General features: G+C 68.2%; 14 protein-coding genes and 1 riboswitch. Of the genes, 4 read left to right on the forward strand and 10 right to left on the reverse strand.

The features are described from left to right. Positions 1–134 precede the first annotated feature (134 nt). A riboswitch (SAM riboswitch) is annotated at positions 135–251 on the reverse strand. Positions 252–335: 84 nt separating this feature from the next. The 5 genes from trpD to ACFWSK_RS28650 form a co-directional block, all read right to left on the reverse strand. After that, positions 336–1,400 (reverse strand): anthranilate phosphoribosyltransferase, encoded by a 1,065-nt coding sequence (gene trpD, locus ACFWSK_RS28630; protein WP_383792134.1) that lies wholly within the window; start codon positions 1,398–1,400, stop codon positions 336–338. Between the two features lie 123 nt (positions 1,401–1,523). Beyond that, positions 1,524–3,149: a cytochrome bc complex cytochrome b subunit gene (locus ACFWSK_RS28635; protein ID WP_383792137.1), complete on the reverse strand. Its 1,626-nt coding sequence runs from the start codon at positions 3,147–3,149 to the stop codon at positions 1,524–1,526. Beyond that, positions 3,146–4,198 carry a Rieske 2Fe-2S domain-containing protein gene (locus ACFWSK_RS28640; protein ID WP_383792139.1) on the reverse strand — a complete coding sequence of 351 codons (1,053 nt, stop codon included), beginning with the start codon at positions 4,196–4,198 and terminating at the stop codon, positions 3,146–3,148. Before ACFWSK_RS28640 ends, ACFWSK_RS28635 begins: the two co-directional genes overlap by 4 nt. Further along, positions 4,195–5,004, reverse strand: a complete 810-nt coding sequence (locus ACFWSK_RS28645) for a c-type cytochrome (RefSeq protein ID WP_383792142.1) — start codon at positions 5,002–5,004, stop codon at positions 4,195–4,197. The genes ACFWSK_RS28640 and ACFWSK_RS28645 overlap by 4 nt, the downstream gene beginning before the upstream one ends. A gap of 55 nt (positions 5,005–5,059) precedes the next feature. Further along, positions 5,060–5,680, reverse strand: a complete 621-nt coding sequence (locus ACFWSK_RS28650) for a heme-copper oxidase subunit III (protein WP_266807862.1) — start codon at positions 5,678–5,680, stop codon at positions 5,060–5,062. 187 nt (positions 5,681–5,867) lie between these two features. On the opposite strand from ACFWSK_RS28650, the gene ACFWSK_RS28655 reads away from it, so the two are divergent. Next, positions 5,868–6,269: a hypothetical protein gene (locus ACFWSK_RS28655; protein ID WP_383792146.1), complete on the forward strand. Its 402-nt coding sequence runs from the start codon at positions 5,868–5,870 to the stop codon at positions 6,267–6,269. 55 nt (positions 6,270–6,324) lie between these two features. On the opposite strand, the gene ACFWSK_RS28660 is transcribed toward ACFWSK_RS28655, so the two are convergent. From ACFWSK_RS28660 to coxB, 4 genes are all read right to left on the reverse strand, one after another. Beyond that, positions 6,325–7,584: an Ig-like domain-containing protein gene (locus ACFWSK_RS28660; protein ID WP_383792149.1), complete on the reverse strand. Its 1,260-nt coding sequence runs from the start codon at positions 7,582–7,584 to the stop codon at positions 6,325–6,327. A 131-nt stretch (positions 7,585–7,715) separates the two neighbouring features. Next, the gene (locus ACFWSK_RS28665) at positions 7,716–8,114 is read right to left on the reverse strand and encodes a cytochrome c oxidase subunit 4 (RefSeq protein ID WP_383792152.1); all 399 of its coding nucleotides are present in this window, start codon (positions 8,112–8,114) and stop codon (positions 7,716–7,718) included. Then, positions 8,111–9,847, reverse strand: coding sequence for a cytochrome c oxidase subunit I (gene ctaD / locus ACFWSK_RS28670; RefSeq protein ID WP_383792155.1), 1,737 nt, complete (start codon positions 9,845–9,847; stop codon positions 8,111–8,113). The genes ACFWSK_RS28665 and ctaD overlap by 4 nt, the downstream gene beginning before the upstream one ends. Beyond that, positions 9,844–10,812, reverse strand: a complete 969-nt coding sequence (gene coxB / locus ACFWSK_RS28675; protein WP_383792156.1) for a cytochrome c oxidase subunit II — start codon at positions 10,810–10,812, stop codon at positions 9,844–9,846. The genes ctaD and coxB overlap by 4 nt, the downstream gene beginning before the upstream one ends. A 268-nt stretch (positions 10,813–11,080) precedes the next feature. On the opposite strand from coxB, the gene ACFWSK_RS28680 reads away from it, so the two are divergent. Further along, positions 11,081–12,463: a cysteine desulfurase/sulfurtransferase TusA family protein gene (locus tag ACFWSK_RS28680; protein WP_383792159.1), complete on the forward strand. Its 1,383-nt coding sequence runs from the start codon at positions 11,081–11,083 to the stop codon at positions 12,461–12,463. A 10-nt stretch (positions 12,464–12,473) separates the two neighbouring features. Here ACFWSK_RS28680 and ACFWSK_RS28685 read toward each other — a convergent pair whose 3' ends face one another. Further along, a complete protein-coding gene (locus ACFWSK_RS28685) occupies positions 12,474–13,448 on the reverse strand; it encodes a carbohydrate kinase family protein (RefSeq protein ID WP_383792162.1) in 975 nt (324 codons plus the stop codon). A 160-nt stretch (positions 13,449–13,608) separates the two neighbouring features. Between ACFWSK_RS28685 and ACFWSK_RS28690 the strand changes: the two genes are divergently transcribed. After that, positions 13,609–13,806: a hypothetical protein gene (locus ACFWSK_RS28690; protein WP_383792165.1), complete on the forward strand. Its 198-nt coding sequence runs from the start codon at positions 13,609–13,611 to the stop codon at positions 13,804–13,806. A gap of 138 nt (positions 13,807–13,944) precedes the next feature. Further along, positions 13,945–15,378, forward strand: coding sequence for a hypothetical protein (locus ACFWSK_RS28695; protein WP_383792168.1), 1,434 nt, complete (start codon positions 13,945–13,947; stop codon positions 15,376–15,378). Positions 15,379–15,417 lie beyond the last annotated feature (39 nt).

Genomic DNA, 15,417 nt, shown 5'->3' on the forward strand with positions numbered 1-15,417 from the left:
GTGTACGCGGCAGCGCAGGAGAAAGGGAAAGAGGGTGCGCGGAGAAGGGCGGAGAGGCCCTAACGCATTCGCTTGCTCACAAGAGACTCCCTAGGGACCAGGACCCCGGGGGTTGGCATTCACAGATGCCGAGGGGCCCGCGCTTGCCGTAGACCTCGCTGCCTACGGCCTGGTCTTCACCCGGGGCACCCCGCCACGGACGGAGGGTTGCCGGACAGCGAGCCGGGGCCTATTCGCTGTCACTCATGACCTGCGCAGCATCTTGCCATACGTGCGGACATACGCAAGGCGCGGTCCGGCATCCGGACCGCGCCCCTGTGCGTACCGCGCCTGTTTCAGGCGTTGCTGGCCGCCACCCAGCGCTCCAGCACCCGCTTGGCCGCGCCGGAGTCGATCGACTCGGCGGCCCGTACGATCCCGGCGGCGATCTGCTCGTTCAGCGTGCCCGGCCCGGCGTCCAGGGCGGCCAGTGCCGCCGCGGTGTTGAGCAGCACGGCGTCGCGTACCGGCCCGGTCTCGCCGTCCAGCAGCCGTCGGGCCACATCCGCGTTGTACGAGGCGTCGGCGCCTCGCAGGGCCTCCACGGGCACCAGCTCCAGGCCGACGTCACGCGGATCGAACGCCTCCTCGCGCACCGCACCGTCCCGGACCACCCAGACCCGTGAAGTCGCCGTGGTCGTCAGCTCGTCGAGGCCGTCGTCGCCGCGGAAGACCAGGGACGAGTTGCCGCGGTCTGCGAGCACGCCCGCCACGATGGGCGCCATCCGGAGATCGGCGACCCCGACGGCCTGGGCGCGCACCTGGGCCGGGTTGGTGAGCGGACCCAGGATGTTGAACGTGGTCTGCGCACCGAGCTCCTTGCGGGCCTTGGCCGCGTACCGCAGAGCGGGGTGGAACTTCACCGCGAAGCAGAAGGTGATGCCCGCTTCCTCGGCGACCTGCACGACCCGCTGCGGCGTCAGTTCGAGGTTGACGCCCAGCTTCTCCAGGACGTCTGACGCCCCGCTCGCCGACGAGGCGGCACGGTTTCCGTGCTTGACGACCTTGGCTCCGGCTCCCGCGATGACGATCGCCGACATGGTGGAGATGTTGACCGTTCTGGCCAGGTCACCGCCGGTCCCCACGATGTCGACCGTACGGCCCGGCACGTGGATGGTGTTGGCGTGCGCGTACATCGTCCGTACGAGTCCGGTGACCTCGTCGACCGTCTCCCCCTTGGCCCGCAGCGCGACCGCGAACCCGGCGATCTGCGCGTCGGTCGCCTCGCCGCTCATGATGCGGTCCATGGCCCACGCGGTGTCGTCCGAGGTCAGGTTCTCGCCGCGCAGCAGCGGGTTCAGCACGCCCGGCCAGGAACGAGCCGCCACGCTGTCGCCGCCGCCCGGGGTCACAACGTTCATGGTCCGCTCCTGGGGTCCACAGCCGATAAGGGGATGGCCTCCACCTTATCCAGCCCCGGGGGCGGCAAAGAGCCCCGTCCACTCGATGGACGGGGCTCTCGCTGTGGCGATCAGTTCAGGTGATCAGTGGTGGCCGTGGCCGCTGGTGATCTCCTTGTACTCCTCGGCAGTGGGCTTGGCGATCTGGTTGTCCTCGCCGTAGTAGCCCTTGCTGAGCTTGATACGCAGCTTCTCCATGGGAGAGACCTTGCGCTTGACGCCGTTCTCGTCGACCGCCGGGCCGATCTCGGCCGGCTTGTACTGCTCGTGCGCGGTGAGCGTGTGCAGCTGCCCCGGGCTGAGCGGCTCGTGGATCTCGACGAACTCACCGTGCGGCAGGCGCTTGATGATGCCGGACTCGCGTCCGTGCAGCACCTTGTCCTTGTCGCGGCGCTGGAGGCCGAGGCAGATCCGCTTCGTCACGATGAACGCGACGACCGGAGCCACGAAGAACGCGATCCGCACGAACCAGGTGATGGCGTTGATCGACAGGTGGAAGTGCGTGGCCCACAGGTCGTTGCCACCACCGACGAGCAGCACGAAGTACCACGTGATCCAGGCCACGCCGAACGCGGTGCGGGTGGGCACGTTGCGCGGGCGGTCCAGGATGTGGTGCTCCCGCTTGTCGCGGGTGACCCAGGACTCGATGAACGGGTAGACCGCGATCGCGACCAGGACCAGCGGGAAGATCATCAGCGGGATGAACACACCCAGGACGAGCGTGTGACCCCACAGGTTGATCTCCCAGCCCGGCATCACACGGATGAGACCTTCGGAGAAGCCCATGTACCAGTCGGGCTGCGCGCCGGTCGACACCTGGTCGATGCGGTACGGGCCGAGGGCCCAGATCGGGTTGATCGAGGCGATCGCCGAGATGATGGCGATGACACCGAAGACCAGGAAGAAGAAGCCTCCGGCCTTCGCCATGTACACCGGCAGCAGCGGCATGCCGACGACGTTCTTGTTCGTCTTGCCGGGACCCGCGAACTGCGTGTGCTTGTGGTAGAAGACCAGGATCAGGTGGGCGACCACGAGCCCGAGCATGATGCCCGGCAGCAGCAGGATGTGGACCGAGTAGAACCGGGCGACGAAGTCGACGCCGGGGAACTCCCCGCCGAACAGGAACATCGAGAGGTACGTTCCGACGATCGGCACCGACAGAACGGCACCCTGCATGAAGCGGACACCGGTGCCCGACAGCAGGTCGTCCGGGAGCGAGTAACCGGTGAACCCGGTGAACATGCCCAGGACGAACAGCAGGAAGCCGAAGACCCAGTTGACCTCACGCGGCTTGCGGAACGCGCCCGTGAAGAAGACGCGCATCATGTGCACGAACATGGCGGCCAGGAAGATCAGCGCGGCCCAGTGGTGGATCTGCCGGACGAGCAGACCGCCACGTACGTCGAAGCTGATGCGGAGCGTCGAGGCGTACGCCTCGGACATCCGGATGCCCTGCAGCGGCTCGTAGGAGCCGTGGTACACGACCTCGTTCATGCTGGGGTGGAAGAACAGCGTCAGGTACACACCCGTGAGGATGATGATGATGAAGCTGTAGAGCGCGACCTCCCCGAGCATGAAGGACCAGTGGTCCGGGAAGATCTTGCGCATGTTGGCCTTGGCCAGGCCGTAGATGCCGAGCCGGCCGTCTGCCCAGTCGGCCACCCGCTCACCGGCGGGTGCCTTGCGCTTCGTGTCTGTCGCAGTACTCATCCGCGCTCCCAGAATGCAGCACCGACGGGCTCTTCGAAGTCACCCAGCGCCTCGAGGTTGCCCTCATTGTTCACGCCGATCCGCAGCTGCGGAAGCGGGTGACCGGCCGGACCGAAGATGACGCGGGCGCCGTCGGAGAGGTCGAAGGTGGACTGGTGGCACGGGCAGAGGACGTGGTGCGTCTGCTGCTCGTACAGGCTGATCGGGCAGCCGACGTGGGTGCAGATCTTCGAGAACGCCACGATGCCCTCGTGGGCCCACTCGCGCTCACGCTTGTTCTTGATGTCGTCCGGCTCGATCCGGACGATCATCAGGGCGGCCTTGCCCATCTGCGTCTGGAAGTCGTGCGCGTCCTCCTCCAGGCCCTCGGGCATGGCGAAGGTCAGCGAGCCGACGACGATGTCCTCGGGACGCAGCGGCTCCATCGTGTTCATGTTGATGAGCTGCTTGCCCTTGCCCCACATGGTGGTGCGGAGCTTCCTCTCCGGCAGCGGGCCGAGGTCGCGCAGCAGCATGACGCCGGAGAGCGGCACCAGGGCCAGCGCGCCGAACATGGTGTTGCGGATCAGCTTGCGCCGGCCCAGGGCGGACTCGTCGGCACCGGCCGCGAAGTCGGCGAGCACCTGCGCCTTGACCTCGGGCTCGGCCTCGATGGGGTGACGCTCGGCGGCCGTCTCCACGTCGGACATCAGGGTGCGCGCCCAGTGGACGGCGCCCGCGCCGATGAAGAAGAGCGCCAGACCCAGGGTCAGACCCAGGGAGAAGTTCAGCGCACTCACGTGGCCGAACGGCCAGATGTAGACGATCTTGTCGACCGGGAAGATGACGTAGGACGCGATGAACGCGACCGTCGCCAGCATGGACAGCGTGAACATGAACGCGACCGCGCGCTCGGAGCGCCTCGCGGCCCGCTCATCGATGTCCTGGATGCGCGGCTTGTGGGCCGGCAGCCCCGGGTCGGCGAACGGATCGTCCGCCACCGTTACCGCGCCGTGCGCGGTGCCCTGCTCGACCGGCAGGGTCTCTTCTGGAATCTCTTGGCTACTCATGACTTCTTGGCCTTAGCGGTGTGGGCCGCGACCCAAACGGCAACTGCGATCAGTGCGCCGAGTCCGAAGATCCAGCCGAAGAGACCCTCGCTGACCGGACCGAGACCACCCAGCTTGAGCCCACCGGGGCTCGCGGAGTCCTCTCCGTTCACGGTCTGGACGTACGCGATGATGTCCCTCTTCTGCTGCTCCGGCATCGTCGTGTCGGGGAAGGACGGCATGCTCTGCGGGCCGGTCTGCATGGCCTCGTAGATGTGCTTCGGGCTCACGCCTTCGAGGCTCGGGGCGTACTTGCCGTGTGTCAGCGCGCCGCCCTCTCCCGTGAAGTTGTGGCACTGCGCGCAGTTGGTGCGGAACAGGTCGCCACCCTTGGCGATGTCCGCGCCTTCGGGGTTGACCTGCTTCTCGGTCGGCGTGATCGGACCGGCGCCGAGCGACGCGACGTACGCCGCGAGCTGGTCGATCTGTGCCTGGGTGTAAACGACCTTCTTCTTCGGTACCTGGGCGCCCGGCTGCTGTGCCGGCATACGGCCCGTACCGACCTGGAAGTCGACGGCGGCGGAGCCCACGCCCGCGAGGGACGGCCCGTCGGTGGTGCCCTGACCGCCGGTTCCGTGGCAGCTGGCGCAGCCTACGGAGTAGAGCTTCTTGCCCTCGTCGATAGCGAGGGACTGGGCGGTTTCGTCTGCCTGCGCCTTACCCGCAGGCGCAAAAGCGGCGTACAGCCCCCCGGTAGCCGCCAGCGCGAGGAGTAGTACGACGACCGCCGCCAGCGGATGGCGTCGTCGTGCGGAGAGCTTTTTCACGGATTACCCCGGTGTCAGGATCTTCTGCGTCGATGGTGTGTGGGTGCGAGCCCGGTTACTTGATCATGTAGATCGTGGCAAACAGGCCGATCCACACGACATCGACGAAGTGCCAGTAGTAGGACACGACGATGGCGGCGGTGGCCTGTTCGTGGGTGAACCTCTTGGCTGCGTACGTCCTGCCGAGAACCAGCAGGAAGGCGATGAGGCCGCCTGTCACATGCAGACCGTGGAAGCCGGTGGTCAGGTAGAACACCGAGCCGTACGGGTCGGACGACAGGGAGAGCCCCGCGTCCTTGACCAGCTCGGTGTACTCCAGGACCTGGCCTCCGATGAAGATCGCACCCATCACGAACGTGATGATGAACCAGGTGCGGAGCTTCTTCACATCGCCCCGCTCGGCGGCGAAGACGCCGAGCTGGCAGGTGAGTGAGGAGAGCACCAGGATCGTGGTGTTCGTCGCCGAGAACGGGAAGTTCAGATGATGAGCCATCTCCTTCCAGTGATCCGGTCCCATCACCGATCGCAGGGTGAAGTACATCGCGAAGAGGGCCGCGAAGAACATCAGCTCGGAACTCAACCAGATGATGGTTCCGACGCTGGTGAGGTTCGGTCGATTGACCGACGGGTGCGCGTGCCCGGTTTCTACTGTCGTTGCTGTCGCCACGACCGACATTATGTCGGTCGCTTATCCCGCCCTCACTCCCGGGGGTGCCGTTCGGTGTGTCCACCGCGTGTGTCCTCCCCGAACGGCCCATCGAATCGGTGTCATTACCGGTGCTGACAAGCTGTCCGTCGGAGTACGATCCGCGCATCGGTTCATGCCCGGAGAGCCCCGAAGACGCAGATGTCACGGAGGAACAATGCAGCCGACCGCCACGGTCCTGGTCTACAGCGACGACGCCAACACCCGCGAGCAGGTGAGGCTGGCAGCAGGTCGCAGGCCGGCGGCGGACGTGCCCCCGGTGGAGTTCGTCGAGTGCGCGACCCTGCCCGCCGTCCTGACCGCCCTGGACAACGGCGGCATCGACGTCTGTGTGCTGGACGGCGAGACCGCTCCCGCCGGCGGGATGGGTGTCTGCCGCCAGATCAAGGACGAGGTCTTCCACTGCCCGCCGGTGCTGCTGCTGATCGGGCGCCCGCAGGACGCCTGGCTGGCCACCTGGAGCCGCGCGGACGCCGCGGTGACCCTGCCGGTCGATCCGGTCGAGTTCGCCGACGCCCTCGCGGCTCTGCTGCGGGGCAGGCTGTCCGTGGACGCCTGAGGGTTTCCGGTCTCCTGTTCGCGGTCCCGCCGAGGGGCGGCGCACTCCGGCCGGGTCAGACGTGGGGGCGCAGGCGCGCCGCCTGGACGGTGTTCCCGACCGCACTGTCGGGCGTGCCGTTGTGCAGCGCGCTGCCCTTCTGCCACTTCTCCCAGGACAGATTCCAGTCGCCGAAACCGTTGTCGAACGGTGTCATCGTGTCGCCGATGCTTCCGACGACCTTGACGATGTCGCCTTGGCGCACGGTCTCGAAGAACCACTCGGCATCGCCCATGCTCATGCCCGTGCAGCCGTGGCTGACGTTGGCGTTGCCCTGGGAGCCGGTCGACCAGGGGGCCGCGTGCACGTACTCGCCGCTCCAGGTGACCCGCGTCGCGTAGTACACCGGCAGGTCGTACGACTCGGACGAGCCCTCGGCGATACCGATGCTCGTACCGCGCATGCGTACGTAGTACTCCTTGCCCAGCACCACCTTGACGCCGTTGCGGGTGGAGAAGCCGGGCTTCCCCGTGGTCACCGGAATGGTGTTGATCACTTTTCCGTTGCGCTTCACCGTCATCGAGTGGTCCGAGGCGTCGGTGATGGCCTCGATCCGGTCCCCGGTGGTGAGCTTCAGGGGCTTCGCGGCGGCTCCGTAGAGGGAGTTGGTCACCTTGATGCCCGCGAGGCTGCTCCGCACCTCGATGGTGGCGTTGGCGGGCCAGTACTCCTGCGGGCGGTAGTGCAGGTTCTTGTCGTCCACCCAGTACCAGGAGCCGGTGGCGGCGGGGGTCGACCTGACCCTCAGCGCGCGCTCCACCGTGGCCCTGGCGGCTTTGTCCCTCACCGGAGCGCTGAGTTCCGCTGTGACGGGCTGTCCGACGCCGTAGGTGCCCTTCTCAGGGCCGAAGGAGACCTTCAGCAGCTTCTTGGGCGAGGCGGTGTCGAAGGAGAGCGTACGGCTCCCGGGAGCGCCGTCCTCGTCCTCGGTGGAGACCTTGACGGTGTACCGGGCACCGGCCGCGAGGGGGGCCGTCGAATGCCAGCGCTTCCCGTCGGCGGCGAGCTCGCCGGCGAGATGGCGGCCTTCGGCGTCCACGGCCGTCACATCGGTGATGCGGCCGTCCTCCCCCTTGACGGTGACTTCGAGGGGCTTGTCCGGGTCGGCCTTCTCCTTACCGGAGGGGCCGTTGAAGGACACCTGCTCGGCCGCGTCGAACGGCCGGGCAGAAAGCTGATGACCATCGGGCTCGCCACAGGCGGTCGCACCTGCAACCAGGGTCACGACCAGCAGACTGCAGCTCACTACGGTGCGGATGCGCGGCGTGTGCGTCATGAACCCAACGTAAGAAGATTCATCCGATCCAGCGCGTTCAATGACTGCAAACGAGCGAAAGGGCCCGGCCGCTCGGTACTGAGCGGCCGGGCCCCCTGCGAGGTGGAACGGGTCCTACGGGTGGTGCGGTGTCACTGGGTGCGGTTCTCGCCGCGGTAGTACTCGAAGACCCAGCCGAAGAGACCGATCAGCAGGATCGGGGCCGAGAAGTAGAGCAGCCACCAGCCGAAGATGACGCCCATGAAGGCAAAGGCGCCACCGATGGCCAGCGAGAGCGGCTGCCAGCTGTGCGGGGAGAAGAACCCCACCTCGCCGGCCTCGTCCGCGACATCGGCTTCCTTGTTGTCCTGAGCCATCGCGTCGACCCGGTTGGCCGTGAAGGCCAGGTAGAAGCCGATCATGATGGACAGTCCGAAGGACAGGAACAGTGCGGTGGTACCGACCGGCTCCTTCGACCACACGCCGTACGTGATGGCCATGGCGAGGATGAAGACGCTCAGCCAGATGAACAGCTTGCCCTGGATCTTCACTTGCCTGCCTCCTTGCCACCGGCGAGAGCCTTGTCGGCGTCGGAGTGGTGCTCAAGCTGCTCGAGCGCCGCGATCTCCGGGTGGTGCAGGTCGAACGCCGGGGATTCGGAACGGATCCGCGGCAGCGTGAGGAAGTTGTGCCGCGGCGGCGGGCAGGACGTGGCCCACTCCAGCGAACGGCCGTAACCCCACGGGTCGTCGACCTCGACCTTCTTGCCGTACTTGGCGGTCTTCCACACGTTGTAGAAGAACGGCAGCATCGACAGGCCGAGCAGGAACGAGGAGATCGTCGAGATCGTGTTCAGAGCGGTGAAGCCGTCCGCCGCGAGGTAGTCCGCGTAGCGTCGCGGCATGCCCTCGGCACCGAGCCAGTGCTGCACCAGGAACGTGCCGTGGAAGCCCACGAACAGCGTCCAGAACGTCATCTTGCCGAGCCGCTCGTCCAGCATCTTGCCCGTGAACTTCGGCCACCAGAAGTGGAATCCGGAGAACATCGCGAAGACCACGGTGCCGAAGATGACGTAGTGGAAGTGCGCGACGACGAAGTACGAGTCGGAGACGTGGAAGTCCATCGGGGGCGAGGCCAGGATCACGCCGGTCAGACCACCGAAGGTGAAGGTGATCAGGAAGCCGACGGCCCAGAGCATCGGTGTCTCGAAGGACAACGACCCCTTCCACATGGTGCCGATCCAGTTGAAGAACTTCACACCGGTGGGCACCGCGATAAGGAAGGTCATGAACGAGAAGAACGGCAGGAGCACGCCGCCCGTGACGTACATGTGGTGCGCCCACACCGTCACGGAGAGACCCGCGATGGCGATGGTGGCCGCGATCAGACCGATGTAGCCGAACATCGGCTTGCGGCTGAATACCGGGATCACTTCGGAAATGATTCCGAAGAACGGCAGGGCGATGATGTACACCTCTGGATGGCCGAAGAACCAGAAGAGGTGCTGCCAGAGCAATGCGCCGCCGTTGGACGCGTCGAAGATATGCGCACCGAATTTACGGTCCGCCTCCAGCGCGAAGAGCGCGGCTGCCAGAACCGGGAAGGCGAGCAGGACCAGTACACCGGTCAGCAGCACGTTCCAGGTGAAGATCGGCATACGGAACATCGTCATGCCGGGCGCGCGCATGCAGATGATCGTGGTGATGAAGTTGACCGAACCGAGGATCGTACCGAACCCGGAGAAGGCCAGACCCATGATCCACATGTCGGCGCCGACACCCGGCGACCGGACGGCGTCTGACAGCGGGGAGTAGGCGAACCAGCCGAAGTCGGCCGCACCCTGCGGGGTCAGGAAGCCCGCCACCGCGATGATCGAGCCGAAGAGGTACAGCCAGTACGCGAACATGTTCAGCCGCGGGAACGCCACGTCGGGCGCGCCGATCTGCAGCGGCATGATCCAGTTCGCGAATCCGGCGAACAGCGGCGTCGCGAACATCAGCAGCATGATCGTGCCGTGCATCGTGAACGCCTGGTTGAACTGCTCGTTCGACATGATCTGCGTGCCGGGACGGGCCAGCTCGGCGCGCATGAAGAGCGCCATGAGTCCGCCGACGCAGAAGAACACGAACGACGTGACCAGGTAGAGCGTGCCGATCGTCTTGTGGTCAGTGGTGGTCAGCCACTTGATGACGACGTTTCCCGGCTGCTTGCGCCGTACCGGCAGCTCGTCCTCGTACGAGTCGTCTGCTGCCGCGGCACCCTGAGGTTCGTTGAGGATGCTCACAGTGTGTTCGTCTCCGCATTCCTGGCCGGGTCCGTCTGCTCGATGCCTGCCGGCACGTAGCCCGTCTGACCCTTCTCCGCCAGCTCCTTGAGGTGCTGCTGGTAACGCTCGGGGGAGACGACCTTGACGTTGAAGAGCATCCGGGAGTGGTCGACGCCGCAGAGTTCGGCGCACTTGCCCATGAAGGTGCCCTCCCGGTTGGGAGTGACCTCGAACGCGTTGGTGTGGCCCGGGATGACGTCCTGCTTCATAAGGAACGGCACCACCCAGAAGGAGTGGATGACGTCACGCGAAGTCAGGACGAAGCGGACCTTCTCGCCCTTCGGCAGCCACAGGGTCGGGCCCGGGTTGCCGTTCTGCGGGTTACGGGTACCGGGGACGCCCACGTCGTAGACGCCGCCGGCGCCCTCGGGGAAGTCCTCGCGGTACCGGTTGGGGATGGCGTCGAGCTCCTTGGGGATCTCGCTGCCTGCGGAGGGCTGGCCCTCCACCTTCTCGATGTAGTTGAAGCCCCAGCTCCACTGGTAGCCGACCACATTGATCGTGTGGGCCGGCTTGTCCTCAAGCGCCAGGAGCTTCGATTCATCGCGCGCGGTGAAGTAGAACAGCACCGAGACGATGATGAGGGGAACCACTGTGTACAACGCCTCGATGGGCATGTTGTACCTGGTCTGCGGAGGGACCTCCACCTTGGTGCGCGTACGCCGGTGGAAGATGACGCTCCAGAGGATCAGCCCCCAGACAAGGACACCCGTGACGAGCGCTGCCGCCCACGAGCCTTGCCAGAGGGAGAGGATCCGAGGGGCCTCTTCCGTTACCGGTGTGGGCATACCGAGGCGGGGAAAATCTTCCCAGTTGTACGAACAACCGGAGGCCGTCGCCAGAACCAGGCCCGCAGTCAGCACCTGCGGCAGCTTCCGCCGCATCGGGCGCCGCGACGAGCGGTCGGAGCCGTTGGGACTCACGTAGCGCCTTCCCGAGAGTCTCGCCCGCACGGTCGGCGCGCCCGTCTCTGGTCGGTCGCCGGCCCTGACGCGGGCAGGGGTTTGGATGTTTATGCGGACCAAACCCTACTGGACGCTATCTGGGGTCGCGCGGGGAGGGTGCCCAACGCGCCGCCCGGCTCCCCGAAGGGGTGGAATCCTGGCCTCCGGGCACCATCTGACGCCCCCTCTCCTGCCGGGACGGGTGTCCCCTTCCCGCTGCCGCCCGGGTGCGGGCTAGCGTGGCGCCGTGCCCTACTTCGACGCCGCCTCCTCGGCCCCGCTGCATCCCGTCGCCCGCCAGGCGCTGCTTGCCTCACTCGACGAGGGCTGGGCCGATCCGGCCAGGCTGTACCGGGAGGGACGGCGGGCCCGGATGCTGCTGGACGCCGCCCGGGAGGCCGCCGCGGAGGCCGTCGGATGCCGCCCCGACGAGCTCGTGTTCACCTCGTCGGGGACCCGGGCGGTGCACGCGGGGATCGCCGGGGCCCTTTCAGGGCGTCGGCGTGTCGGCCGCCACCTGGTCGTATCCGCGGTCGAACATTCGTCGGTGCTCCATTCGGCCGCCGCCCACGAGGCGGCGGGCGGCTCGTTCTCCGAGGTGGCCGTCGACCGGTCAGGGGCGGCCGGCCCCGAGGCGTTCGCCGAGGCCCTGCGCGCGGACACCGCGCTGGCCTGTCTGCAGTCCGCCAACCACGAGGTCGGCACCGAGCAGCCGGTGGCCGAGGTCGCCGGGATCTGCGGCTCGGCGGGGGTTCCGCTGCTGGTGGACGCGGCGCAGTCGCTGGCCTGGGGGCCGGTGCCCGAGGGCTGGTCGCTGCTGGCCGCCAGCGCCCACAAGTGGGGCGGACCCGCCGGAGTGGGACTGCTGGCCGTGCGCAAGGGCGTCCGGTTCGCTCCTCAAGGCCCCGCGGACGAACGGGAGTCGGGGCGGGCCGCCGGGTTCGAGAACCTTCCGGCGATCGTGGCGGCGGCGGCCTCGCTGCGGGCGGTGCGGGCCGAGTCGGCGGCCGAGTCCGTACGGCTGCGGGGCCTGGTGGACCGGATCAGGACACGGGTGCCGCAGCTGGTGGCCGATGTGGAGGTGGTCGGCGACCCGGTGCGACGACTGCCGCACCTGGTGACCTTCTCCTGTCTCTATGTCGACGGAGAGACAGTGCTCCAGGAGCTGGACCGTGCCGGATTCTCCGTATCGTCCGGTTCGTCCTGTACGAGCAGCACGCTGATGCCGAGCCATGTGCTCAGGGCGATGGGGGTGCTCTCGGAGGGCAACGTCCGCGTGTCGCTGCCCATGGGGACCACCGGGGCGGACGTCGACCGCTTCCTGGAGGTGCTTCCCGGGGTCGTCTCCGGCGTACGGGAGCGGCTGGGCGCTCCGGTCTCCGCGGCCCCCTCCCCCACCGCGACGGCTTCGCTGGTCGTCGACGCGCTGGGCAGGCGCTGCCCGATCCCGGTGATCGAACTCGCAAAGGTGATCGGGGACGTACCGGTGGGCGGCACGGTGACGGTCCTCGCCGACGACGAGGCGGCGCGGCTCGACATCCCCGCCTGGTGCGAGATGCGCGAGCAGGAGTACGCGGGTGAGGAGCCGGCGGACCGGGGCTCGGCCTACGTGGTCCGCCGGCTCCACTGAGCCGGTCTCCCTAGGAGAGGTGGGAGCGCACCTCGGCGGCGGCCTCGTGGCCGTACGCCTTGGTGAAGCGGTCCATGAAGTGGGTGCGGCGCAGGGTGTACTCCTGCGTGCCGACCGTCTCGATGACCAGGGTGGCGAGCATGCAGCCGACCTGGGCGGCGCGCTCCAGGCCGACACCCCAGGCCAGGCCGGAGAGGAATCCGGCGCGGAAGGCGTCGCCGACGCCGGTGGGGTCGGCCTTCCTCTCCTCGTCGGGGCAGCCGACCTCGATCGTCGCCTCGCCGGTTCGCTCGATCCGCACGCCGCGGGCGCCGAGCGTGGTGACCCGGTGGCCGACCTTGGCCAGGATCTCCTCGTCGGTCCAGCCGGTCTTGGACTCGATGAGCCCCTTCTCGTACTCGTTGGAGAAGAGGTACGTGGCGCCGTCGAGGAGGATGCGGATCTCTTCGCCGTCCATCCGCGCGATCTGCTGCGAGAAGTCCGCGGCGAAGGGGATACCGCGGGTGCGGCACTCCTCGGTGTGGCGGAGCATCGCCTCGGGGTCGTCGGCGCCGATGGAGACGAGGTCGAGGCCGCCCACGCGGTCGGCGACGTTCTTCAGCTCGATCAGGCGGGCCTCGCTCATGGCGCCCGTGTAGAAGGAGCCGATCTGGTTGTGGTCGGCGTCCGTCGTGCAGACGAAGCGGGCCGTGTGCAGGACTTCGGAGATCCGTACGGAGCCGGTGTCGACGCCGTGCCGGTCGAGCCAGGCGCGGTACTCGCCGAAGTCCGAGCCGGCCGCGCCGACGAGAATCGGGCGGGTACCGAGGAGTCCCATGCCGAAGGAGATGTTGGCCGCGACACCGCCCCGGCGCACGTCGAGGTTGTCGACCAGGAAGGAGAGCGAGACCGTGTGCAGCTGGTCGGCGACCAGCTGGTCCGCGAAACGGCCGGGGAAGGTCATGAGGTGGTCGGTGGCGATGGAGCCTGTGACTGCAATGCGCACGGGAATGCTGCTCCTGCGGAAAGCGGAGGAAACGCGTGAGCGCGCCCTCCGGGACGGCGTGACAGTTCACGCTACCCGTTCACCGCTCCAGGCCCGAGAGGGGAAAACTACCCGATAGTAGGGCTTTCTACCTGAGCCGTCGCGTGCGTACGGTGCGGATATGCCGAAGCACATCGCCCCGCGCGAACCCGAGATGAGCCTGGCCGAGCTGCGCGGAGACTGCGCGCGAATGGCGCCGCACTGGGTCGTACCAGCGAAGACCGCCACGGCGCCGGTGGCTCCGTCCTTGATTCACGGAGTCACGGTGCCGCCCGGCTCCGCCCGGCTCGTCGACGCGATGTCCGAGTACGGCGACTGAGAGGCACGCGGGCGTGGCGGAGGCGGCTTCCCGCCCCCGCCGTGGAACCGCGCGCTCCCCTGCTCCGTCCCACCGGTGTCCCCACCCGGGAGGCAGGCGGTAGGGCCGACCGGCCCATGCAGTCGAAGGAGCGATCCGGTGAGCACCGAGCGACCTGACAACGACGTGTCCGGCCCACGGCGGCGGCGTTCGCCCCTCGCTGTCGCCTCGGTGGCGGCAGCGGTGCTGATCGCCGGAGGGGGTGGCGCGTACTGGGCCGCCGCCGCGGCCGGTGACGGCGCCGCCGACGGCCGTGCCGCGGCGCGCGACGACCGCACCCCTCCCCCGCTCACGCTGGACCAGTCGGCGGACAGCCCCTCCGCACCGTCGAGGGGCATCGCGCCCGGCGAACCGCCGCCCGGCGGGGACGGAATCGTCTACCGGTCCTCTAGCGAGCTGCCCGACGGCCCGGACTCGGCGGCCGTCCACCGTTCGACGGGCACGGTGAGCGCGGCGGATGTGGCCCGGCTGGCCCGGGCACTCGATCTGGACGGCACTCCCACGGCGGCCGGCACCATCTGGAAGGTGGGCACCGCCAAGGACGGCTCCGGGCCCTTCCTCCAGGTCAACAAGCAGGCGCCGGGCACCTGGACCTTCGCCCGGTACGGCTCGGGCGGCCCGGACCAGTGCGCCTCCGTCACGGTCTGCGCGAGCGGGACCGCCGGGGACGCCATGGCCGGCCAGGTCGCCCCGGTGAGCGAGAAGGCCGCCAGGGCCGCGGCGGCGCCCGTGCTCAAGGCGCTGGGCCAGGAGGAGGCCGCCCTCGACACGGCCCAGGTGATGGGCTCGGTACGGGTGGTGAACGCCGACCCCGCGATCGGCGGACTGCCGACGTACGGCTGGTCGACCGGGATTCAGGTGGGCGCCGACGGCGAAGTGGTCGGCGGCAGCGGGCAGCTGAAGGGCCTGGAGAAGGGCGACACCTATCCGGTGATCGGCGCCGAGGACGCGCTGAAGCGGTTGAACGCCTCGTCCAAGGGCGGCGGCACCCCCGATGTCGGCGGGTGCGCCACCCCCGCACCCCTGGAGGGCGAGCAGACGGCCCCTCCGGCGGACTGCGCGATGCCGCGTGGGGCCGCCGAGCCCGTCGTGATGACGGTGGACAAGGCGGTGTTCGGGCTCGCCACGCAGTACGTGGACGGGAAGCAGACGCTCGTACCGTCCTGGCTGTTCTCGGTGCGGCCCGCCGCGGGCGGACCGGACAGCACGGTCTCGCAGGTGGCCGTGGACCCCGTACACCTGGCGGAGCCGGAGCCCGCCCCGAAGGCCGGCGACCGGCGGATCACGTCGTACACCGCGGACGGGCGGACGCTGACGGTGACGTTCTGGGGCGGCGTGTGCAGCACCTACACGGCGCACGCCGAGGAGAGCGCGGGCCAGGTGCGGGTCTCCGTCACGGAATCGCAGCCGGACGGGAAGAAGGTCTGCATCATGATCGCCAAGGAGCTCAAGCGGACGGTGACGCTGAACGAGCCGATGGGCGACCGGAAGGTCGTGGACGCCGCCTCGGACGCCGCCGTACCGCGCGCCTGAGCGCCTGTCGCGCGGACGACGGCGGCTGCGGTCCCGGAT

The organism is Streptomyces sp. NPDC058620 (assembly GCF_042717135.1).
GTDB lineage: Bacteria > Actinomycetota > Actinomycetes > Streptomycetales > Streptomycetaceae > Streptomyces.